At 74.1% G+C, this 22,666-nt stretch carries 17 protein-coding genes; 15 read left to right on the forward strand and 2 right to left on the reverse strand.

Features of this window, described 5'->3' with window-relative positions:
- Positions 1-466 precede the first annotated feature (466 nt).
- Genes ABGB10_RS32440 through ABGB10_RS32450 form a run of 3 tightly spaced genes read left to right on the forward strand, consistent with a single transcriptional unit; the run spans position 467 to position 4,148 of the window.
- Positions 467-2,029: a hypothetical protein gene (locus ABGB10_RS32440; protein ID WP_347664792.1), complete on the forward strand. Its 1,563-nt coding sequence runs from the start codon at positions 467-469 to the stop codon at positions 2,027-2,029.
- A 20-nt stretch (positions 2,030-2,049) separates the two neighbouring features.
- Entirely contained in the window at positions 2,050-3,120 is a 1,071-nt protein-coding gene (locus ABGB10_RS32445) for a hypothetical protein (protein WP_347664812.1), read from the forward strand.
- Positions 3,117-4,148, forward strand: coding sequence for an HAD-IIA family hydrolase (locus tag ABGB10_RS32450; RefSeq protein ID WP_347664793.1), 1,032 nt, complete (start codon positions 3,117-3,119; stop codon positions 4,146-4,148). The genes ABGB10_RS32445 and ABGB10_RS32450 overlap by 4 nt, the downstream gene beginning before the upstream one ends.
- A 44-nt stretch (positions 4,149-4,192) precedes the next feature.
- On the opposite strand, the gene ABGB10_RS32455 is transcribed toward ABGB10_RS32450, so the two are convergent.
- The gene (locus ABGB10_RS32455) at positions 4,193-4,531 is read right to left on the reverse strand and encodes an SCP2 sterol-binding domain-containing protein (protein ID WP_347664794.1); all 339 of its coding nucleotides are present in this window, start codon (positions 4,529-4,531) and stop codon (positions 4,193-4,195) included.
- 111 nt (positions 4,532-4,642) lie between these two features.
- Between ABGB10_RS32455 and ABGB10_RS32460 the strand changes: the two genes are divergently transcribed.
- The 5 genes from ABGB10_RS32460 to ABGB10_RS32480 all read left to right on the forward strand — a co-directional run bounded on the left by ABGB10_RS32460 (position 4,643) and on the right by ABGB10_RS32480 (position 11,273).
- On the forward strand, positions 4,643-5,242 hold the full coding sequence (locus ABGB10_RS32460; RefSeq protein WP_347664795.1) for a hypothetical protein: 600 nt from the start codon (positions 4,643-4,645) through the stop codon (positions 5,240-5,242).
- Positions 5,239-5,514, forward strand: a complete 276-nt coding sequence (locus tag ABGB10_RS32465) for a hypothetical protein (protein WP_347664796.1) — start codon at positions 5,239-5,241, stop codon at positions 5,512-5,514. Before ABGB10_RS32460 ends, ABGB10_RS32465 begins: the two co-directional genes overlap by 4 nt.
- A gap of 38 nt (positions 5,515-5,552) precedes the next feature.
- A complete protein-coding gene (locus tag ABGB10_RS32470) occupies positions 5,553-6,419 on the forward strand; it encodes a TlyA family RNA methyltransferase (protein WP_347664797.1) in 867 nt (288 codons plus the stop codon).
- A gap of 91 nt (positions 6,420-6,510) precedes the next feature.
- Positions 6,511-7,395: an NAD kinase gene (locus ABGB10_RS32475; RefSeq protein WP_347664798.1), complete on the forward strand. Its 885-nt coding sequence runs from the start codon at positions 6,511-6,513 to the stop codon at positions 7,393-7,395.
- A gap of 158 nt (positions 7,396-7,553) precedes the next feature.
- Positions 7,554-11,273 carry a S8 family serine peptidase gene (locus ABGB10_RS32480; protein WP_347664799.1) on the forward strand — a complete coding sequence of 1,240 codons (3,720 nt, stop codon included), beginning with the start codon at positions 7,554-7,556 and terminating at the stop codon, positions 11,271-11,273.
- A 61-nt stretch (positions 11,274-11,334) separates the two neighbouring features.
- Here ABGB10_RS32480 and ABGB10_RS32485 read toward each other — a convergent pair whose 3' ends face one another.
- Complete coding sequence (locus ABGB10_RS32485; protein WP_347664800.1) at positions 11,335-12,354, reverse strand: helix-turn-helix domain-containing protein; 1,020 nt, start codon at positions 12,352-12,354, stop codon at positions 11,335-11,337.
- 89 nt (positions 12,355-12,443) lie between these two features.
- On the opposite strand from ABGB10_RS32485, the gene recN reads away from it, so the two are divergent.
- The 7 genes from recN to ABGB10_RS32520 all read left to right on the forward strand — a co-directional run bounded on the left by recN (position 12,444) and on the right by ABGB10_RS32520 (position 22,651).
- Positions 12,444-14,201: a DNA repair protein RecN gene (recN, locus tag ABGB10_RS32490; RefSeq protein WP_347664813.1), complete on the forward strand. Its 1,758-nt coding sequence runs from the start codon at positions 12,444-12,446 to the stop codon at positions 14,199-14,201.
- Positions 14,202-14,320: 119 nt separating this feature from the next.
- Positions 14,321-15,499: a putative cytokinetic ring protein SteA gene (gene steA / locus ABGB10_RS32495; protein ID WP_347664801.1), complete on the forward strand. Its 1,179-nt coding sequence runs from the start codon at positions 14,321-14,323 to the stop codon at positions 15,497-15,499.
- A 27-nt stretch (positions 15,500-15,526) separates the two neighbouring features.
- Positions 15,527-16,468, forward strand: a complete 942-nt coding sequence (locus ABGB10_RS32500) for a copper transporter (RefSeq protein WP_347664802.1) — start codon at positions 15,527-15,529, stop codon at positions 16,466-16,468.
- Between the two features lie 79 nt (positions 16,469-16,547).
- Positions 16,548-17,414, forward strand: a complete 867-nt coding sequence (locus ABGB10_RS32505) for a hypothetical protein (protein ID WP_347664803.1) — start codon at positions 16,548-16,550, stop codon at positions 17,412-17,414.
- A gap of 1 nt (position 17,415) precedes the next feature.
- Positions 17,416-19,104, forward strand: a complete 1,689-nt coding sequence (locus ABGB10_RS32510; RefSeq protein ID WP_347664804.1) for a lipid II flippase MurJ — start codon at positions 17,416-17,418, stop codon at positions 19,102-19,104.
- Positions 19,101-20,270, forward strand: coding sequence for a glycosyltransferase family 4 protein (locus ABGB10_RS32515; RefSeq protein ID WP_347664805.1), 1,170 nt, complete (start codon positions 19,101-19,103; stop codon positions 20,268-20,270). The genes ABGB10_RS32510 and ABGB10_RS32515 overlap by 4 nt, the downstream gene beginning before the upstream one ends.
- Positions 20,270-22,651 (forward strand): hypothetical protein, encoded by a 2,382-nt coding sequence (locus ABGB10_RS32520; protein WP_347664806.1) that lies wholly within the window; start codon positions 20,270-20,272, stop codon positions 22,649-22,651. Before ABGB10_RS32515 ends, ABGB10_RS32520 begins: the two co-directional genes overlap by 1 nt.
- Positions 22,652-22,666 lie beyond the last annotated feature (15 nt).

Below are 22,666 nucleotides of genomic sequence, written 5' to 3' on the forward strand. Positions count from 1 at the left end.
CCGCCGGACAATCTTCCTGTGGCGGGCCCCCCCATCCGGGTCGGCCCTCGACTGCGTAGCGCCATTGGTGGCGCAATCAGGAAGGATGTACCTGTGAGTTCAGGACCGCAGGGCGGAGACCGTCCCCGTCGTTACGAAGACCGTACTGACGGTGCGGGCGGACGCGACCGCGGCCCACGCCGCGACGACCGAGACCGGCCCCCGTACCGGGGAGACCGCGACAGCGGTGGTGGCACCCGCGGCGGCTACGCCGGCGGCCGCGACTCTGGTTCCCGTGGCGGCGACCGGGACGACTCGCGCTCCAGCGCCCCGCGTGAGGGCGGTTACCGCGGCGGCGACCGTCGCGAGGGTGGCTTCCGTGGCGGCGACCGTGATGGTTCGCGCTCGGGCGCCCCGCGTGAGGGCGGTTACCGCGGCGGCGACCGTGACGGCTCTCGCTCCAGCGCTCCGCGCGAGGGTGGTTTCCGTGGCGGCGACCGTGATGGTTCGCGCTCGGGCGCCCCGCGCGAGGGTGGTTTCCGGGGCGGTGACCGTCGTGAGGGTGGCGGTTTCCGGGGCGGCGACCGTGAGGGTGGCTTCCGTGGTGGCGACCGTCGCGACGGCGGCGGTTTCCGGGGCGGCGACCGGGACAGCTCGCGGTCGAGTGGGCTGCGTGACGGCGGCGCGCCCCGCGAGGGTGGCTTCCGCGGCGGCGACCGCCGTGAGGGTGGCGGTTTCCGTGGCGGTGACCGCGAAGGTGGTTTCCGGGGCGGTGACCGCCGTGAGGGCGGCTTCCGCGAGGGTTCTCGGCCTGGTGCGTCCCGCGAGGGCGGCGGGTTCCGTGGTGGCGACCGCGATGGCTCTCGTTCCGGTGCTCCCCGCGAGGGTGGTTTCCGTGGTGGTGACCGCGACGGTGGTTTCCGTGGTGGCGACCGTCGTGAAGGCGGCGGGTTCCGTGGTGGCGACCGCGATGGCTCGCGCTCGGGTGCTCCCCGCGAGGGTGGTTTCCGCGGCGGTGACCGTGACGGTGGCTTCCGTGGCGGCGACCGTCGCGAGGGCGGGTTCCGTGGTGGCGACCGCGACGGTGGTTTCCGTGGTGGCGACCGTCGTGAAGGCGGCGGGTTCCGTGGCGGCGACCGCGATGGCTCGCGCTCGGGTGCTCCCCGCGAGGGTGGCTTCCGCGGCGGTGACCGTCGTGAAGGCGGCGGGTTCCGTGGCGGCGACCGTGAGGGTGGCTTCCGTGGTGGCGACCGTCGTGACGGCGGCGGTTTCCGTGGCGGCGACCGGGACAGCTCGCGGTCGAGCGGGCCGCGTGACAGCGGCGCCCCCCGCGAGGGTGGCTTCCGTGGCGGTGACCGGCGCGAAGGTGGGTTCCGCGAGGGTTCTCGGCCCGGTGCGTCCCGCGAGGGCGGCGGCTTCCGTGGTGGCGACCGCGACGGCTCTCGTTCCGCTGCTCCCCGCGAGGGTGGTTTCCGTGGTGGCGACCGTCGCGAGGGCGGCGGTTTCCGTGGTGGCGACCGTGAGGGTGGTGGCTTCCGCGGCGGTGACCGTCGTGAGGGCGGTTTCCGGGGCGGCGACCGGGACAGCTCGCGGTCGAGTGGGCCGCGTGACGGCGGCGCGCCCCGTGAGGGTGGCTTCCGCGGCGGTGAGCGTCGTGAAGGCGGCGGGTTCCGTGGCGGTGACCGCGAGGGTGGCTTCCGTGGTGGCGACCGTCGTGAGGGCGGCGCTCCCCGTACCGGCGGTTTCCGTGGTGGCGACCGGGACGGCGGGCGGTCGAGTGGGCCGCGTGACGGCGGCGGCTACCGGGGTGGTGACCGCGAGAGCGGCTACCGGGGTGGTGACCGCGAGAGCGGCGGCTACCGGGGTGGTGACCGGGCGGGTGCTTCCCGGGCCGACGAGCGACCGCGTCGCGAGGGCGAGTTCCGCCGCGACGACCGCGCTGGCGGTTCCGAGTCGTTCGAGGGCGGGCGTAGCTCTGCTCCGGCGTTGCCGGACGACATCGTCGCGACCGACCTCGACAAGGACGTTCGCGCTGAGCTGCTCTCGCTGAACAAGCCGGTCGCCGAGACGGTGGCTCGGCACCTGGTCGCCACAGGCCAGTTGATCGACGAGGACCCGGCAGAGGCGTTGGCGCACGCGCTGGCCGCTCGGCGGCTCGCGTCGCGCATCTCCGCCGTCCGCGAGGCGGTCGGCCTGGCCGCGTACCACGCGGGGGAGTGGCAGACGGCGATCGCCGAGCTGCGCACGTACCACCGGATGAGCGGGCTGCAGAGCCACCTGGCCGTGCTCGCGGACTGTGAGCGGGCTCTGGGCCGGCCGGAGCGGGCCATCGACCTGTTCCGCGGCGCTGACCGGGACAAGCTGGACCAGGCCGTGGCGATCGAGCTGTTGATCGTCGCTGCCGGCGCGCGGGGAGACCTCGGGCAGAAGGACGCCGCAGTCGCGATGCTCCAGGTCCCGGACCTCACCAGCGAGGCCACGGTGCCGTGGACGGCCCGACTGCGGTACGCGTACGCGGACGCCCTGCTCGCCGTGGGCCGGCGTGAGGAGGCCCGCGAGTGGTTCTCCCGCGCTGCCGACGTCGACACCGAGGGTGAGACCGACGCCGCCGAGCGGCTGCTGGAACTCGACGGCGTCGTCATCGAGGGCGACGAGGAGGACGAGGCCGCGGAGGAGATCGCCGCAGGCCCGGGTGCTCCCGGCGCGGTCCCGGCCCGACCGGACGCCGACCTGACCGGCGACGACCGCGACGACCGCGACGACGATGACGATGACGACGACGACGAAGATGACGACGACGAAGACGAAGATGACGACGACGAAGACGAAGATGACGACGACGACGAAGACTTCGATGATGACGACGACGAAGACGACGACGAAGACTTCGATGACGACGAGCAGGACGATGTCGTCGGTCGCTCCGGCGATGACGAGGGCTTCGACGACGAGGACGAGGACCGTCACCCGGACGAGGCCGCGCGCAATGCCGATGCGGACACCGAGTCCGACGACAGCGTGACGTCCGACAGCGTGACGTCCGACAGCGTGACGTCCGACAGCGCGACGTCCGACAGCGCGACGAGCGCCGATCGGACCGCTCCGGCCCGCGATGACGAGTCGGGGTCGACGCAGCGATGAGTGCGGACGCCGGGGAGCGGCTGGTCGACGGGTACACCCTGGTCGTCTTCGACCTGGACGGTGTGATCTACCTGATCGACCGGCCGATCCCCGGTGCCGTCGAGGCGGTGGCCCGGCTGCACGACGAGAAAGTGGCGGTGGCGTACGCCACCAACAACGCGTCCCGTCGGTCCAGCGAGGTCGCCGCCCTGCTGACGGGCATGGGTGTGCCGGCTCGACCGGAGGAGGTACTCACCTCCGCCGCGGCGTCTGCCGAGGTGCTGCGCGACCGGCTTCCCGCTGGCGCGCCGGTGCTGGTGGTCGGCGCGGAGGCCCTGCGCGCGGAGTTGCGCGCGGTCGGCCTGACCCCGGTCACCCAGGCCGACGAGAGCCCGGTCGCGGTGGTGCAGGGGTACGGCCCGAAGGTGGGTTGGGCCGAGCTGGCCGAGGCCTCGGTCGCGGTGCGGGCCGGTGCGCTCTGGATCGCCACCAACACCGACCGGACGCTGCCCAGTGGACGTGGCCCGCTGCCGGGCAACGGTTCGCTGGTGGCCGTGTTGCGGACGGCGCTGGAGCGGGACCCTGACGTGGTGGTCGGCAAGCCGGAGTCGGCGCTGTTCGAGACGGCCGCTCGGCGCGCGGGTGGTGGCCGGAGTCTGGTGGTGGGTGACCGGTTGGACACCGACATCGAGGGTGCCCGCCGCGCCGGCCTGGACAGCCTGCTGGTGCTCACCGGCGTCAGCGGCGTACCGGATCTGCTGGCCGCCGAACCGCGGCGCAGGCCCACGCACGTCGCGAGGGACCTGGCGGGGCTCTTCGACCCGGCGGCCGTCGTGCGGGTCCCGGGCCCGGCGGACGTCGGCGGCTGGTCGGTGACCGACCGCGACAGTGCGCTGGAGTTGGCGGGGTCGGGTCGGCCGCTGGACGCGCTGGCAGCGCTCTGTGCGGTGGCCTGGTCGGCGTCGGAGCCGGCGCTGCCGAAGATCCGTCCGATCGGCCCGGACGCGGCGCACGCCGTGGAGAGCTTCGGTCTGACCGCCACTGCCTGATCTTTGATTGCCACTGCCTGACCCGGGTCAGGCAGTGGCGTCCCTCAGAGCAGTTTGCGCAGCTTCAGCAGGTCGAACGGGTTCGCCTTGATCGACACCCGGCGGGAGGTCACCGCGTTGGTGACGTCCAGGTCGCCGCGGACCAGGGCGAGCAGGTCGTCGCTGGACGTACTCAACGCGATCTTGGCTTTGGGGTCGTCGCCGTCGGTCAGCTCGACGAGTCGACCGCCGGTGATGCGGCCGTGGAACGCGGCGTCCAGGTCGGTGATCCGGCAGGCCAGCGTCCGGTCCAGATCGATCCGCTCGCGCACCGTCTCCGCGTTGCGGTCCAGCCGGGCGGCCAGCTCCTGCAACGCCTGCCGGCACTCGTCCACGCTGGCCACATGTCCCCCTCGATCATCGCCACGCCGTCCTCGGCACCGTACCGCACGGCACAGTCCGGGGTGCCCGGTAGCGTGACACCTGCACACCCCGCCCCGTGGAAGGACTCAGGCATGCAGGACGCGTGGCGCGCCTACCTCGAACTGGCAATGGGCCTCACGGAGGCGCCCCGGAAGAAGGCCCAGGACGTGGCACGTCGCCTCGTCGGCTCCGGTGGCGCGACCGCCGCCCAACTCCAGGCGCTCGGCGAGGAACTGGTCACCACCGGCGCCGCCAACCGGGAGGCGCTGACCAAGCTGGTCCGCTTCGAGGTCGACCGGGCTCTCGGGGCGGTCGGCCTGGCCACCGCGGACGAGGTGGCCGAGCTGACCCGGCGGGTGCACGACCTGGAACGGCAACTACGCGAGGCGCGCGCCGCCGAGCCGGCGAACACGCCGAGCGCCGGCCCGTCGGAGCGACCTGACCCGACCCTCGCCGCGCGGCCGGGAGACCGTCTGGTGCCGTCCGACGGCCCGGCGGGCGCCCCGGTCTCCGCGCCGGCGGTCGAGAAGGCCGTGGCGAAGAAGGCCGTCGCGAAGAAGGCGGTGGCCAAGAAGGCCATCGCGAAGAAGCCACCGGCGACGATCAGCCGGACCGACGACGAGGCGCCGACCCCGGCGGCCATGCCCGCCAAGAAGGCGGTCCGTAAGCAGCCACCGGACGCCGCCGAATGAGCCGGCCCCACCCGCCGGCCGGCGGCTCGTTCCCGCCCCGGCCGGGTCCGCCGGCCGGCGGACCGTTCCCGCCCCGGCCGGGTCCTGCGGCGGGTGCCCGCCCCGGCCCGCTGCCGGACGTCGGGGACGACACCGCGCGGCACCCGGCGGTGGACGCCGCCGTGCAGGCCATGGCGAACGCGGCGACGCTCGCCCCGGCCGACCAGATCGCGCAGTACGAGGCGGCCTACGAGACGCTGCGGGAAACCCTCGCCACCATCGACCAGACCTGAGCGGCACGACCAGGCCTGAGCAGACCGGAGAACCACCCATGGCACGTCGTAACCGGCTGGACGCCGAGCTTGTCCGCCGCGGTCTGGCCCGCTCCCGGGAGCAGGCCGCCGGGCTGGTGGATGCCGGCCGGGTCCAGCTGCGCGGCGTGGTCGCGCGCAAGGCCGCCGCGATGGTCGACCCCGCGGATCCGCTGCTGGTGACCGGCGAGGACCCGACCGAGGAGTACGTCTCCCGGGGCGGGCACAAGCTGGCCGGCGCTCTCGCCGTGTTCGGCGCCGGTGGGCTTCGGGTCGCCGGCCGGCGCTGCCTGGACGCCGGCGCCTCGACCGGCGGCTTCACCGACGTGCTGTTGCGCGCCGACGCCGCGGAGGTGGTGGCGGTGGACGTCGGCTACGGGCAGCTCGCCTGGTCACTGCGCACCGACGAGCGGGTCCGCGTCCTGGAACGCACGAATGTTCGTACCCTCGACCCGGACACGATCGGCGGGCAGGTCGACCTCACGGTGGCCGACCTGTCGTTCATCTCGCTGCGGTTGGTGCTGCCGGCGTTGGCCGGCTGCACCCGCGACGACGGTGACCTGGCGTTGATGGTGAAGCCGCAGTTCGAGGTGGGCAAGGAACGGGTCGGCACCGGTGGCGTGGTCCGCGATCCGGAGCTGCGTGCCGAAGCGGTTCTGGACGTGGCCGCCGCGGCGGCCGGGCTCGGCCTCGGGCTGGCCGACGTGGCGGCCAGCCCCCTGCCCGGGCCGAGCGGCAATGTGGAGTTCTTCGTATGGTTGCGCCGGGGCGCACCGCCGGCCGACCCACAACGGGTGCGGGCCGTGGTGGCGGCCGGGCCGGACGGCCCGACGGCGGCCGGCGGCGTGCCGGACGTGACGGCGGCGGCGGAGGAGGTCGCAGGGTGAACGCGCGCAGCGAGGGCACCGCGGCGACACGCGGTTGGATCGGGGCGACGGTGGTGCGACGCCGCCCGGTCCAGGACGGGCGGGCGACCCGATGAGCCGGACCGCTCTGCTGGTGACCCACACCGGTCGTCGCCGTAGCACGGAGCACGCCCGGTCGGTCGCGGCCGATCTGATCGACGCGGGTTTCGAGGTTCGGGTGGTCGCCGACGAGGCCGAGGACCTCGACCTGCCCGGTGTGGTGCCGGTCGCCGGCCAGAAGGCCGCCGAGGGTGCCGAGATCGTCTTCGCGCTCGGCGGTGACGGCACCTTCCTGCGCGCCGCCGAGCTGGCCCGCCCGGCGAAGGCACCGCTGCTCGGCATCAACCTCGGCAAGGTGGGTTTCCTGGCCGAGGCGGAGATCGACGACCTCGACGTCGCGGTGGGTGACGTCGTCAGTCGCAACTACACGGTCGACGAGCGGCTCACCCTGGACGTCACCGCCGAGTTCGACGGCGGGCCGACCATCGAGTCCTGGGCGCTCAACGAGATCAGCATCGAGAAGGGCGAGCGGGCGCAGATGCTCGAACTGCTCGTCGACGTGGACGGACGCCCGTTGTCCCGCTACGGCTGCGACGGTGTCGTCTGCGCCACGCCCACCGGCTCCACCGCGTACGCGTTCTCCGGCGGCGGTCCGGTGGTCTGGCCGGAGGTGGAGGCGCTGCTGTTGGTGCCGATCAGCGCGCACGCGTTGTTCAGCCGCCCGCTGGTGACGGCTCCGACGTCCACCTTCGTGATCACTGTCGACCCGTTCACCACCCTCGCCGTGCTCTCCTGCGACGGGCGTCGGGTCTACGACCTGCCCCCGGGCGCCCGGGTGACGGTGCGTCGGGGTGCCCTGCCGGTGCGCATCGTGCGGTTGCGGCCCCGACCGTTCACCGACCGGCTGGTCGCCAAGTTCGGCCTGCCGGTGCACGGTTGGCGTGGCAGCCGCCGGTGACCGTGACGCACACCGTCGGTGGACCTCAGTTGTCCACCTGACGACATGTCGCCGCTGCGGCGGCTGGTGACTAGTGACCTGGTGACAAGCTCCGACGCAGACTCCGATCGGCCCTCATCTACGGATGGTGGGCCTGGAGGAGTAGAGGAGCACATCGCATGCACTGGTCCCCACGCTGGCTCGCCGTCGGCGCGGTCGGCGCCCTGGTGGTCGGCCTCGCCGCACCGGCGTCCGCCGACCCGCCCGCCCGGCCCACCGGCCCGACATCGGGCACGCCCACCCCGGGCGCCGCGCCCGTCCGTATCACCCTGATCACCGGTGACCAGGTCGACCTGGTACCAGCGGCACCTGGTCGGGTCGCCGCCACCGTCCGCCCGGGACCCGGGCGCGAACGGATCGTCTTCCAGACCATGCAGGTCGACGGCACGCTGCGGGTGCTTCCCAGCGACGCCCTGCCCTACGTCTCCAGCGGGGTCCTCGACGCCGACCTGTTCGACGTGCAGGAGCTGGCCGCCGACGGCTACGGCGACACCGCGCGGGGCACCCTGCCGCTGATCGTGCGCTACCAGGAGCCGGCCGCCGGGCGGGTCAAGCCGCTTGCCGGTGCCACCGACGCCCGCCCCTTGGAGAGCATCAACGGCGCCGCGCTGCGGGTCGGCAAGGGTGACCTCGGTGGCCTGTGGACCACGCTCGCCGGTACGCCGAGCACCCGGACCACGGCCGCCGCGCCCCGGCTGGGCGGCGGCATCGCCCGGATCTGGCTGGACGGGCGGGTCCGCCCGACGCTGGAGCACAGTGTGCCGCAGATCGGCGCCCCGACGGCCTGGGCCGCCGGGCGCGACGGCGCCGGCGTGAAGGTGGCGGTGCTCGACACCGGCGTCGACGCCACCCACCCCGATCTGGTCGGCCGGATCGCCGAGGCGCAGGACTTCTCTGGCAGCGGCAGCGCCCGCGACGGGCACGGCCACGGCACCCACGTGGCGGCCACCATCGCCGGCAGCGGGGCGGCGTCCGACGGGTTGCGCAAGGGCGTCGCGCCCGGCGCGCAGCTGCTGGTCGGCAAGGTGCTCGACGACGGGGGCTCGGGTCTCAGCTCGTCCATCATCGCCGGCATGGAGTGGGCCGCCCGCTCCGGCGCGAAGGTGGTCAGCATGAGCCTCGGTGGCGACCCGACCGACGGCACCGACCCGATGAGCCAGGCGGTCAACGACCTGACCGCCGAGACCGGCGCGCTGTTCGTGGTCGCCGCCGGCAACTCGGGTGCGGCGCGTACCGTCGGCGCGCCGGGCGCGGCCGCGGCGGCGCTCACCGTCGGCGCGGTGGACCGCGACGACAACCTCGCCGACTTCTCCAGCCGCGGCCCGCGGCTCGGCGACAACGGCCTCAAGCCGGAGATCACCGCGCCGGGCGTCGACATCGTCGCCGCGCGGGCCGCCGGGACCACCATGGGTACGCCGGTGGGCGACGCCTACACGACCGCGTCCGGCACCTCGATGGCGACCCCGCACGTGGCCGGCGCGGCGGCGATCCTCGCCCAGGAGCACCCGGACTGGGCCGCCGGGAAGCTCAAGGACGCGCTGGTCAGCACCACGAAGGCCAACCCGGCGTTGACCGTCTTCGAGCAGGGCGGCGGTCGGGTCGACGTGGCGCGGGCACTCACGCAGCAGGTGTACGCGTCGGCCACTGCGGACTTCGGCCGGATCACCACCGGCGGTGTGGCGGTCGAGCGGACCGTGACGTACACCAACGGCACGAAGACCGCGCAGACCCTGCGGCTGGCCCTGGAGCTGCGCAACCTGGACACCGGAGCGGCCGAGCCCGACGGGGTCGCCGTGACCTCCGGCGAGGTGGCCGTGCCGGCGGGCGGCAGCGTGGCCGTGCCACTGCGGGCCGACCCGGCGAAGCTGGCCCGGGGCCCGCACGGCGGCTGGCTGGTGGCGACCGGCACGGACGGTGTCGCCGTGCGCACCCCGGTCGGGCTCACCGTCAGCGGTCCGCAGCACCTTGTCACCATCAAGCTGCTGGACCGGCAGGGTCAGCCGGGCCTCTCGCCCGGGTTGACCTTCTTCGGTGAGCAGCCCGAGTCGGACTTCTGGGGCATGTGGGGTGGCGAGGGCACCCTGCAGGTCGAGGAGGGCACGTACGTGCTGACCGCGCTGGTTGAGCACGGCGCCCCACTGGACGAGCAGCTCACCCAGATGATCGAGCCGGAGGTGACCGTTGACCGGGACCTGACCGTGGTGCTCGACGCGCGCAAGGGCACGCCGGTACGCATCGAGACGCCGAAGCCCAGCGAGCAGCGGGCCACGCTCAGCTACTACGTGCACCGGGTGCTGGGCAACGGCCGGCAGATCGACCACGGGGTGATGGCCTACAGCACCGTTCAGCAGGTCAACGTCACGCCGACCCGGCAGGTGCGCCAGGGCGAGTTCGAGTTCGCCTCGCGCTGGCAGCTCGTAGCGCCGATGGTGGACGCGAAGATCAGTGGGGTGTCCGGTCCGTCGGACATCAACCTGCTGGGCACGTCGCCGGCGCCGACCGGCCGGCGGAAGCTGCCGCTGGTCTGGGCCGGCACCGGCACCCCCGCCGAGCTGACCCGGGCGCGGGGCGCCGCCGTGCTGCTCACCACCGACCCGAACCGCCCGGAGGAGGAGCAGGTCGCCGCCGCCGCGGCCGCCGGTGCCGCCGCGGTGCTGATCGTCCGTCCGGAGGACCGGAGCGCGTGGACGGTCTGGCGGCCCGACGGAGAACGGCTGCCGATCCCGGCGATGGTGGTCGCGTACGACGACGGGCAGCGACTGATCGCGGCGGCGCGCAAGGGCCGGGCGACGCTGGACCTGACGTTGACCGTGGACAGCCCCTACCTGTACGACGTGTGGCAGGTGTCGAAGGGCCGGGTGCCGGAGCGGATCGTGCACACGGTGACCGCGAAGAACACCGCCGAGGTGACCGCGAGCTACGCCGACATGGGCGCGGGGTGGGCCACCGAGGAGCGGTTCGGCTGGCGTCCGTGGCAGGAGTACGCCTGGAACGACGACCAGCGGATGGTCCGTAACGGGACCACCCGGCAGGAGTTCGTCAGCGCCGGGGACTCCTGGTGGCAGCACCGGGTGCTGCACAAGTCCATGTTCATGCAGTGGGGGCAGTTGGCCGGCGGCCTGACCCAGGAGCCTCGGCGCTACGCCGCCAATGACCGGGTGACCGAGACCTGGCACGCGCCGGTGGTCCGCCCGGCCGTCCCGGTCAGCGGGGCGCCGGTGCCCACCCGGACCGGTGACAGCCTGGACCTGCGGGTGCCCGAGTTCGTCGACGCCGACGGTCACTACAGCGTGGCCGGCAACAGCGAGGAGTCGGACACCGTCGAGGTCCGGATCAGTCGCAACGGGCAGCAGATCGCCGACCTTTCCGGCGGCTGGGCACCGGTGCCCACCACCCCGGACCGGGCCCGCTACCGGCTGGACCTGACCACGCAGCGGTCCTCGGCCGAGTGGCGTTACGGCACCCGCACCGACACCGCCTGGGAGTTCACCTCGGCCCGGCCGGCGGGTGAGGCGGCCACCCCGTTGTCGCTGTTGCAGGTGGACTACCAGGTGCCGGCGGACCTGCTCGGCACGGTACGCGGCAACCGGCCGCACCAGTTGGGGCTGACCCTGCGCCAGCCGGCCGGAGTGCCCGCGCCGACCGGCACCAGCGTCCGGGTGCAGGTCTCCTTCGACGGGGGCGTCACCTGGCGCACCGCGCAGACCAAGGGGTCGGGCACCCGGTACACCGCAACCGTGCCGGCGGGGCGCGGAACGGTGTCGCTGCGGGTGCACGCCACCGACCGGGCCGGGAACACCGTCGACCAGACGGTGCTCCAGGCGTACGGGCTGCGTTGATCGGCGCAGGGTGGGGCGGCCCGGAGCCGTCCCACCCTGCCCGGGTGCCCGTCGGAGGCGGTCAGAGCCAGCCGCGTCGGGCGACCTGGAACGCCAACCCGGGTCGGGTGTCCACCCCTGCGGCGGCCATCAGGTCGGCGATCCGTCGTTGCACGGTCCGGCGGCTCACCCCGAGCTGCGAGGCGATGGACTTGTCCGGTACGCCGGCCACGAACAGCGACAGCAGCCGTGCCTCGTCGGCGTCCGGCTGGTAACCGTCGCCGGGGTGGTCCTCGGGGTCCGGCCGCCGCCCCTCGGCCGCGCCGACGGTGAGGGGATCGTCGAGCCGCAGTCGGGTGGCGACCCGCCAGTGGCTCTCGAAGAGGGCGAGCAGCGCGTCGAGCAGTTGGCTGCGTCCGATCACGGCGGCGCTCGGTTCCCCACCGTCGCGGTCGGGGACCAACGGGCAGATGGCGGTGCTGGCGTCCACGATGGCCAGTCGGACCGGCAACCGGTCCAGCACCCGGGCCTGCTCGCCGGCGGCGACCCCCTTGGCCAGGTCGGCCAGCGCTCCCGGTTCCAGCAGCAGGTCACGCTCGTAGATGGCCCGGTAGCTCACCCCGCGGGCCAGCGCGTCGAACTCCTCGACGTTCTCCGGGCCGGCCATGGCGAGCGGGTTGGCCCGGCAGAACCAGAGCACCTCGGTACGCGCCGAGTTCTGCAGGTCGCGCAGGCGGTCCCGGAGGACCCGCGCACCGGTGATCACCTCGACGAGGTGGTCGCCGTGGTGCCTCCGCAGCCCGGAGCGGTACTCCTCGGCCAGTTGGGTGACCCGGCGTCGGGCGGCCTCCAGGTCCTCCTGGCGGCGCAGCAGGGCCCCACCGAGGGCGACGTCCGGGGCGGTCGGGCGCAGCGGCGCGTCCGGGTCGACGTCGGTGGGCTGCACGAGTCCCTTGGCACGCAGCGCCTCGACCTGGGCGACGACCTGCTCGCGCGGTCGGTGCAGACGACGGACCAGGTCGTCGACGCGCGCTGCCGTGAGCTGGAGCAGGCAGCGGTAGAGCTCCTCCTCAGCCGGGGTCAGGCCGATCACGTCCAACACGGGGCAGAACTGTACGTCGGCCGGGTGCCGGCCGCGTCGGGGCCCGTCGGCTGGTCAAGTGTCGGCCCTCGCGTCTACTGTCGGTGGCTGTGCTGGAAGAGCTGCGCATCACCGGACTGGGCGTCATCGAGGACACCACGCTGCCGTTGACCGGCGGCATGAACGTCATCACCGGCGAGACCGGTGCGGGCAAGACAATGGTGGTCACCGGCCTCGGCCTGCTCTTCGGCGGTCGGGCCGACGCCGGGCGGGTCCGCGCCCAACCCGGCCGTGCCGTGGTGGAGGGGCGGCTGCGCCTGCACGGGCGGGTCGCTGACGCCGTGCACGCGCGGATCACCGAGGCGGGTGGCGAGCCCGACGAGGACGGTTCGGTGCTGCTGAGCCGCACGGTGACGGTGGAGGGGCGCTCGCGGGCCCACGTCGGCGGCCGGAGCATGCCGGTGTCGATGCTCGGTGAGGTCGGCGAGCAGGCGGTCGCCGTGCACGGGCAGTCCGACCAGTTGCGGCTGCTGCGCCCGGCCGAGCAGCGGGCCGCGCTGGACCGGTTCGCCGGTCCCGCGCACGAGAAGCTGCTCGACGCGCTGCGTGAGTCGTACACGGGGTGGCGGCGGGTGGTCGACGACCTGGCCGACCGGCGGCGCAACGCCCGCGAGCGCAACCAGGAGGCCGACCTGCTGCGGCTCGGCCTCGACGAGATCACCCGGGTCGATCCGCAGCCCGGTGAGGACGACGACCTGAAGACCGAGGCGCAGCGGCTGGAGCACGCCGAGGGGCTGCGGACGGCCGCGCAGATCGCCCAGCAGTGTGTGGCGGGTGGCGCGGAGGCCACCGACGAGACACCCGACGCGGCGGCGCTGCTCGGCACCGCCCGACGGACCTTGGAGGCGCAGGCCGGCACCGACCCGGCGCTGGGTGAGCTGGCCTCCCGCCTGGAAGAGGCGGCCACCCTGGTCACCGACGTGTCGGCGGAGCTGTCGGCGTACCTGGCGACGCTCGACGCGGACCCGGCCCGGTTGCAGCACGTCTACGAGCGGCGGGCGGCGCTGCGCGCCCTGACCCGTAAGTACGCCGACGACGTCGACGGGGTGATCGCCTGGGCCGATCGGGCGCGCACCCGACTGTCCGACCTGGACACCTCCGACGACCTGCTGGACGAGTTGGAGCGGGAGGGTCAGCGGCTCGCCGTCGAGGTGGCGGACCTGGCCGGGCGGGTGTCGGCGTCCCGGCAGGAGGCGGCGGTCCGTTTCGCCGACCAGGTGACCGTGGAGCTGGCCGGGTTGGCCATGCCGCACGCGCGGATCGAGGTGGCGGTGCTGCCGCGCCCGACCGGGCGTGCCGAGCCGACGCTCTCGGTCAACGGTGTCGAGGTGGGTGTCACCCCGGACGGCGGTGACGAGGTGGAGCTGCGGTTGCTGGCCCATCCGGGCGCGCCGTCGTTGCCGTTGCAGCGCGGCGCGTCCGGCGGTGAGCTGTCCCGGGTGATGCTCGCCATCGAGGTGGTCTTCGCGGGTTCGGGTGGCCCGCCCACGTTGGTCTTCGACGAGGTCGACGCGGGTGTCGGCGGTCAGGCGGCGGTGGAGATCGGCCGGCGGTTGGCCCGGTTGGCCCGTAGCCACCAGGTGTTGGTCGTCACGCACCTGCCGCAGGTGGCCGCGTTCGCCGACCGGCACCTGGTGGTGGCGAAGGACACCGGTGGCGCGGTGACGACCAGCGGCGTGCGGGTCGTGGAGGACACCGAGCGGGCCCGGGAGCTGGCCCGCATGCTGGCGGGTTTGCCGGATTCGGATCTGGGTATCGCTCACGCCGAGGAGCTTCTGGCCGTGGCCGCCAAGGAAAGGCGGTTGTGACGCCGCGTATTGTGAGCGCAAGCACACCGGCTTGTGCCGACGTGTGCTTCCCTGGGTAGGCGGCCCTGCTCAGGCATGTCGCGACAGAAAAGCCTGCCTCACATGCCAGGATGGTCACGATGCGTCTACCCACGTTGCGCCGGAACCGGAACCCCGACCCGGGCAGAGTCCTCGGCACCGCGCGCCTTGATCGCCGGACGAAACGCCTGGTCGGTCGGCTGCGCCCCGGTGACATCGCGGTCATCGACCACGTCGATCTGGACCGGGTGGCAGCCGACTCGCTCGTTGCTGTCGGTGTCGGGGCGGTGCTCAACGCCAAGCCCTCGGTCTCCGGCCGTTACCCGAACCTCGGCCCGGAGGTGTTGGTCGCCGCCGGCATTCCGCTCCTCGACGACCTCGGCGAGGGCGTCTTCGAGCGGATCCGCGAGGGCGACCAGGTCCGCATCGAGGGCAACACGGTCTTCGCCGGTGACGAGCCGGTGGCCCACGGCAGCCTGCAGGACGCCGAGTCGGTCGCCAAGGCGATGGCCGACGCCCGGGAGGGTCTGTCGGTGCAGTTGGAGGCGTTCGCCGCCAACACGATGGACTACCTGCGCCAGGAGCGCGACCTGCTGCTCGACGGCGTGGGCGTTCCGGACATCGAGACCCAGATGCAGGGCCGGCACTGCCTGATCGTGGTGCGCGGCTACGACTACAAGGCCGACCTGGACGTGCTGCGCCCGTACATCCGGGAGTTCAAGCCGGTGCTCATCGGCGTCGACGGCGGCGCGGACGCGCTGGTCGAGGCCGGTTACACCCCCGACATGATCATCGGGGACATGGATTCGGTCACCGACGACGTGCTGCGCTGCGGCGCCGAGGTGATCGTGCACGCGTACCCGGACGGGCGGGCGCCCGGCCTGCCCCGGGTCAATGGTCTGGGCGTCCCGGCGATCACCTTCCCGGCCGCCGCGACCAGCGAGGACCTGGCGATGTTGCTCGCCGACGAGAAGGGCGCCTCACTGCTGGTCGCGGTCGGCACCCACGCGACCCTCGTCGAGTTCCTCGACAAGGGTCGCGGCGGCATGGCCTCGACGTTCCTGACCCGGCTCAAGGTCGGTGGCAAGCTGGTCGACGCCAAGGGTGTGAGCCGGCTCTACCGGCAGAGCATCTCCGGCTCGTCGCTGCTGTTGCTGGTGTTGTCGGCGATCGCGGCGATGGCGTCCGCGGTGGCCGTGTCGACCGTCGGGAAGGCGTACCTGGGCGTGGTCGCCGAATGGTGGGACAATCTCGTGTTCCAGCTGTACCGGCTCTTCTAGTTCCCGACCGATCAAGAGGCTGCAAGCGTGATCAACTTCCGCTACCACGTGGTGTCCCTCACCGCGGTCTTCCTGGCTCTGGCGATCGGCTTGGTGGTCGGCACAGCCGCCCTCAACGGCCCGGTCGCCGACTCGCTCGAGGGACAGGTCACCGGGCTGCGTAAGGACAACCAGAACTGGCGCCAGCAGGTCAACAACATGGAGAAGCAGCTCGCGCTCGAGGAGGACTTCGCCGAGGAGATCTCCCAGGTCATCCTCCCCGGCACCCTGACCGGGCGCCGCGTGCTGGTGCTGACGCTGCCCAACGGGCGCGACCACACCGAGGGCGTGCTCAAGAAGCTCCAGCAGGCCGGCGCCACCCTGACCGGCCGGGTCGAGCTGCAGGACAAGCTCATCAACCCGGACAACAACACCAACCTGCTGGAGTTGGCCGTCACCGCTGCCCGCCCCACCGCGCAGACCACCGGTCTGCCGGGCAACGGGCACGGCGTGGAGACCTCCAGCGCGTTGCTGGCCAGCGTCCTGCTGGACCGTCCCCAGGGCGTCGCGCCGGTCAGCGACGCCGACCGGCGGGCGGTGCTCGCCGCCTACAACAACGCCGGCTACCTGACCACCGACAACAACAAGGTCACCGGCTCGGCGGAGGCGGTCGTGGTGGTCAGCGGCCAGCCGTACGTCGACAAGGACTCCGAGAAGCGGGACGAGTCGGTCGTCAAGATCGCCGAGCAGTTCGACCGGACCGGGTCGATCGTGGTGGCCGGCAAGGGTTCCGTCGGCGGCAACCTGGTCGCCGTGGTCCGTGGTGACCCGGTGCTCGCCCAGACCATCTCCACGGTCGACAACGCCAACACCGTGCAGGGCCAACTGGTCACCAGCCTCGCCCTGGTGGAGCAGCTCACCGAGAAGAAGGCCGGGCAGTACGGCGTCGGCGACAACGCCCCGTCCCTGCTGCCTAGACTGCCCCAGTGAGCGAACGACGTACCCCGGTGTCCGTAATCGACGAGGCGGCGCGTGAGCGAGCGCACCCGAGGCGCAGCAGGGTGGCGGCATGAGGACGGTGGGTCGGCTGTTGCTCGCCGCCGCCGGCGCCGCGGCGGCCCGGTACGCGCTGCGTGAGGTCCGCACCTCTCCGGCCGGTCCCGCTTTGGACCGCACCAACTTCCGTGGCCGCACGGTGAGCCTGGCCGCCGGGCCGGCGCTCGCCGCGGGCGCGGCAGCCGTCGGCGCGTTCGGTGCCACAAGCGGCGCCTCCGGTGGGGCGGCCCTGGTCGCCGGCCTCGGCGCCGGTGCCGTCGGCCTGTACGACGACGTGGTCGGCGCGCGGCCGGAGCAGAAGGCGGCGAAGGGCTTCGCCGGTCACCTCGCCGCGCTGCGTGAGGGGCGGGTCACCGCGGGCCTGGTCAAGGTCGCCGGGGTGGGCGCCGCCGGCCTGGGCGCCGCCGCGCTGCTGGCCGCCGACCACAGGGTCGCGGCGCACCCGCGCCGGCAGCGCCACGGCGCGATCGGCCGGGGCGTCGACGTGCTCCTCGGCGCCGGGGTCATCGCCGGCACGGCCAACCTGCTCAACCTTCTCGACCTGCGGCCGGGCCGGGCGATCAAGTCCGGGCTGCTGCTCGCCGCGCCGCTGGCCGGTGGCCCGCACGGCGGGATCGCCGCAGGTGCCGCCGGAGCCGCCGCCGGTCTGCTCCGCGACGACCTCGCCGAGGACGTGATGCTCGGTGACAGCGGCGCGAACGCGCTCGGCGCGGTGCTCGGCGTCGCGCTCGCCGCCCGGACCGGCCCGCTCGGCCGGGCCGGTCTGCTCGCGGTGCTCGCCGGGCTCACCGCCGCCAGCGAGAAGGTCAGCTTCACGGCGGTGATCCAGCGGACCCCGGGGCTGCGCGAGCTCGACGCACTGGGCCGACGCGCCGACTGACGTGACCCGACCGGCCCCCCTCGCCGGCGCCGGCCGGCTGGCCGGGGCAGCCGCGCTCATCGCCGTCCTCACCGTGGTCAGCCGGTTGGCCGGCTTCGGCCGCACCGCCGTGTTCACCTGGAGCCTGGGGACCACCGACCTCGGCGGCACCTACGTGGTGGCCAACGCGGTGCCGAACTTCATCTTCGAGATCGTCGCCGGTGGCGCGCTGGCCAGTCTCGTCGTACCGCTGCTGGCCGGCGCTGTCGCGGCCGGTGACCGGACGACCGTGGCCCGGACCACCGGCGCGCTGCTGACCTGGACGCTGGCCCTGCTGGTGCCGCTCGCGGTGCTGGTGGTGCTGCTCGCCGGGCCGGTGGTCGAGTCGCTCGGCCACCACCTGACCACCGCCCAGCAGCAGAGCGGCATCCGGATGCTGCGGGTCTTCGCACCGCAACTGCCGCTGTACGGGGTGGGCATCGTGCTCACCGGGGTGCTCCAGGCGCACCGGCGCTTCGCCTGGCCGGTGCTCGCGCCGCTGCTGTCCAGCCTCACCGTGATCGTCGTCTACCTGGGGTTCACCGCGACGCAGGGCCGCAACGCGACGGTCGGCGGGGTGAGCCCCGGTGGTGAGTTGCTGCTCTCCGTCGGCACGACCCTCGGTGTGGTGGTGCTGTCGTTGTCCCTGCTCGTCCCGGTCAGCCGACTGCGCCTGGGGTTGCGGCCCGGGTTCGGGTTCCCGGCCGACGCGCGGGCCCGGGTCGGCGGGTTGGCGGTGGCCGGCGCGGTCACCGTCACCACGCAGCAGATCGCGCTGATCGTCAGCCTGAACCAGGTCACCGCCGGTGCGCGGAGCAACCCGGGCGTCTACAACCTGGCGCAGACCGTCTACCTGTTGCCGTGGGCGGTGCTGGCGGTGCCGCTGGCCGTCGCGGCGTACCCGACGCTGGCGGCGGCGCGGGCCGCCGGTGACGAGGACACCTACCGGGCGACGCTGGCACCGGCCGTACGCGGGGTGCTGCTGTTCAGTTGCCTCGGCACCGCCGCGTTGATCGGCACCGCCGGACCGGTCGGGCACTTCTTCTTTCCGGCGTCGACCGCGTCCACGGCCGCCGCCGCGATCATCGGGTACGCCCCCGGGCTGGTCGGTTACGGGCTCTTCGCGGTGCTCACCCGCGCGCTCTACGCCCGTGGGGAGACCCGGGCGGCGACGGCAGCCACTGCCGTCGGGTTCCTGGTGGTGCCGGCCGTCGTCGTGTTGTTCGGCGCGCTGCTGCCGCTGCGCGACCGGGTGTTCGCGGTGACGTCGGCCAACTCGGTGGGGATGCTGGTGCTCGGGGCGTTGCTGATTCTGGCGGTGCTGCGCAGCGCCGGCCGTGCGGCGCTGGCCGGCGCGGCACGGGCCTCGGCCGCCGGAGTGCTGGCCGGTGTGGCCGCCGCGCTCGCCGGACTGGGCCTCAGCCGCCTGCTCGACTCGTCGGCCGGCGGCACCCCGACGATGGCGGTGGCACTCGGTCAGGGCATGCTGTCCGGGGTTCTGGTTGGGGCGGTGTTCCTCGCCGTGGTCTGGTTCGTCGACCGGCGGGACGTAGCGCCACTGCTCGCCGGGGTGCTGCGGCGTCTGGGTCGACGCGGGCCCCGGGGCGGCGGTCCGACGCCCGGTGCGGTCCCCCCGGAGCGGGGCGACGGGAAGGAGACGGCTGCGCGATGACTGAGCCATCCTCGTCCGCCGGTTGGTCGGGCACTGTCGCGTTGGTGCTCGCGTCCAGCACCGGAGGGGTCGGCCAGCACGTCCGGTCGGTGGCGCGTGGCCTCGTCGCCGGAGGTGCCACCGTCCTGGTCTGCGGGCCGGCGGCGACCCAGGAGCAGTTCGACTTCACCTCGGTCGGTGCGCGTTTCGAGCCGGTGGAGATCCCGGCCAGCCCGACGCCGGCCGACGCCCGGGCGGTGCTCACCCTGCGTCGGGTGCTCACCACCTCCCGGGTCGACGTGGTGCACGCCCACGGTCTGCGGGCCGGACTGGTCGCCGTGCTGGCCCGTCCCGCCGCGCCGCTGATCGTCACCTGGCACAACGCGGTGCTCGCGGGCGGCCTGCGGGGCGGGGTGTCCCGACTCGTCGAACGCGTGGTGGCCCGGGGCGCCAGGGTGGCCCTCGGCGCCTCCACGGATCTGGTGCGACGGGCCGCCGCACTGGGCGCCGCCGACGCCCGGCTCGCCCCGGTCGCCGCGCCGACACTGCCCGCACCGCGTCGACGCCCGGCGGCCGTCCGCGCCGAGTTCGGGGTCCGCCCGGACCAGCCGTTGATCCTCTCGGTCGGTCGACTGCACCCACAGAAGCGCTACGACGTGCTGATCGACGCGGCGGCCCGCTGGCGTACCCGTACCCCGCCGCCGGTCGTGGTGATCGCGGGCAGTGGGCCGGCGTACCTGCCGTTGGCCGCGCGGACCTCCGCGGCCCGGGCCCCGGTGACCCTGCTGGGGCACCGCACCGACGTGGCCGACCTGCTCGCCGGCGCCGACCTCGCGGTGGTCACCAGCGACTGGGAGGCCCGGCAGCTCTTCGCCCAGGAGGCGCTGCGCGCCGGCGTACCGCTGGTCGCGACCGCGGTCGGCGGGTTGCCGGACCTGGTCGGCGATGCCGCCACGCTGATCCCCGCCGGCGACGTCGACGCGGTCGACGCGGCGGTGCGGGCGCTGCTGGACGACCCGGCGGCCCGGGCCGAGCTGGGCCGGCGGGGCGCGGAACGGGCGGCCACGTGGCCGACCGAGACGGACACCGTCGCCGCGCTGGCCACCCTCTACGCCGAGCTGGTCGCCGACCGTGCCGGCCCGGCAACCACGCCGGGCTCCGACGCCCCCAGAACGGGACACCGGTGATGCTGCGCCGAATCACCCCCGCCCTGCTGACCGTCCTCGTGGTGTCGCTCGGTGTCGCCGCGCTCGCCGCCCGCCCGCCGCAGGACACCCCGCGACGCACCGCCGACTTCGTGGTGCTCGCCGGGGTCGCGGGGCTGCGCTGGGAGGACGTGGATCCGCAGCGCACCCCGACGTTGTGGCGGATGGCCCAGGAGGGGTCCATCGGCTCGCTGTCGGTGCGTTCCGCGCACCGACCCACCTGCCCGGTGGACGGGTGGCTGACCCTGGGTGCGGGCAGCTTCGCCGCGTGGAACGGCAGCCGGTCGCCCGACGGGTGCCCGACGGCGGGGGTGACTGTCGAACAGCCGGACGGCATCGGCGCGAACCTGCCGGATCAGGAGAGCGTGGTCCAGTACAACCAGCAGCGACTGCCGTGGGGCGCCCTGCCCGGCTCGCTGTCCGAGTCGGTGCGCTGCTCCGTCGCGGTGGGCCCGGGTGCGGCGGTGGCCGCCGCCCGACCGTTCGGCCGCGTCGACAGGTACGCCCCGGCGTTGCCCGCCGACCCGCGGACGCTGCTCGGCGCCTGCGTGCTGAGCATCGTCGACCTCGGCACGGTCGAGGGGACGGACCCGGAGACCCGCGCCGAGGAGGCCCGGGCGGCGGACGCCCAACTCGCCCGGGTGCTGGCGGCCCGGCCACCACGGTCGTTGGTGCTGGTCGCGGGGATCTCCGACACCGCCCAGCCGTCGCGGCTGCACGTGGCGGTCGCCGACGGGCCGGGCTGGGAGCGGGGGTGGCTCACCTCGGCCAGCACCGGCCGGGACGGCTACCTGCAACTTGTCGACCTCGCGCCGACCGCCCTCGCCGCGCTGGGCCGGCCGATGCCGGAGCGACTCTTCCTCGGCCGTCCCGCGGTCAGCACCGATGGCCGTCCCGCCGACCTGGCCGAGGCGATCGACGCACCGGCCGACGCCGACCGGGAGGCTGCTGCCCAGCGCGACGTCTCCGGCGTGTTCTTCACGGTGCTGGCCGGCGTGCAGGTGCTGCTGGCACTCGGAATCCTGCCGCTGCTGCGCCGAGCCCGCCCGCACGCCGGGCCGGCCGGCCCGACCCCGGTCTCCGGGCGGATCCTGGCGGTGGTGGAGCTGCTGCTCGTCGCCGTGGCGTTGACGGTGCCGGCGGCGCTGCTGGCCGACGCGGTGCCCTGGTGGCAGGGCGACCACCCTGGGTGGATCTTCGCCGGGGTCACGGCGCTGCTGGTGGCCGCGGGCACCGCCGCGGTGCGCTTCGCCCCCGGGTACGCGGGCACCCTCGGCCCCCTCGGCGCGGTGGCCGGCCTCACCACCCTCGTCGTCGGGCTGGACGTGCTCACCGGGGCCAGCCTGCAGCTCAACGGCGTGGTCGGCTACTCCGCGTTGCAGGGCGGCCGGTACTCCGGGCTGAGCACGGTGGGGCTGGGAGTGTTCCTCGCCGGGGCGTTGCTCGCCGGGGGCTGGCTCGCCCAACGGGTGCACCGGGTCTGGCGGCCGGCGGTGACGGTGGCCGTGGGCGGCCTCGCCGTGGTGGTGGTCGGTAGCCCCTACCTGGGCGCCGACCCGGTCGGCGCGATAGCGCTCACCGCCGGGGTGAGCGTCGCCGCCGTGATCAGCGCCGGAGGCTGGTTGACGATCAGCCGGCTGGCCTGGGCCACCATGGCCGCCCTGGCGGTCGGAATCGGCTTCGGTGTGGTGGACCTGCGTCGCCCGCCGGCGGAGCGGGGCAGCCTTGGGCGGTTCCTCTCCGCGCTCGGCGACGGCACCGGCGGGTTCACCGTGCACCGGTCCAGCACCGAGAACTTCGAGACCTTGGTCAACAGCCCGCTGACCGTGCTGGCGCTGACCGGCGGGTTGCTGGTGTGGTTCGCCCTGTTGCAGCCGTGGGGTGGGTTGATGCGGCTGTTCGGCATCTACCCGGCGGTCCGGGCCGCGTTGGCCGGGACCGTGGTCGCCGCGGTGCTCGGTGGTCTGCTCGACGGCGCGGCGTTGGACGTGATGGGCGCCGCCGCCGCGCTGGTGGTGCCGATGGCCGTCCTGGCGTCGTTGCGGGTGCTCGGGCACGCCGCCGACCGGACCCGCCCGGTTCCGGGCCGGTTCCGTGTCAGCGGCGCCGACGACGACTCGGGCTCCGGCGGGGTCGGTCCGACCGGTGGGGGTGACGGGCCGACCGGCGGTGGGCCGCTGGGCGCGGCGCACCCTCGGCCGATCAGCGGCCCGCCCTCGGACGCACCCCCGGTGGCCCCGGTCCCGGACGCCCCGACCGAGCGCGGCGTCGACGCCGACGACCCGGCGGAGCCGACCGCGGGTGGGTCCGCCGTAGCGCCCCGGCAGGCCACCCGGTCATCGACGGAGGTTGCCGCCTCCTGAGCGCCGGACCTCGCC

Source organism: Micromonospora sp. B9E7 (assembly GCF_039871815.1).
Taxonomy (GTDB): Bacteria; Actinomycetota; Actinomycetes; order Mycobacteriales; family Micromonosporaceae; genus Micromonospora.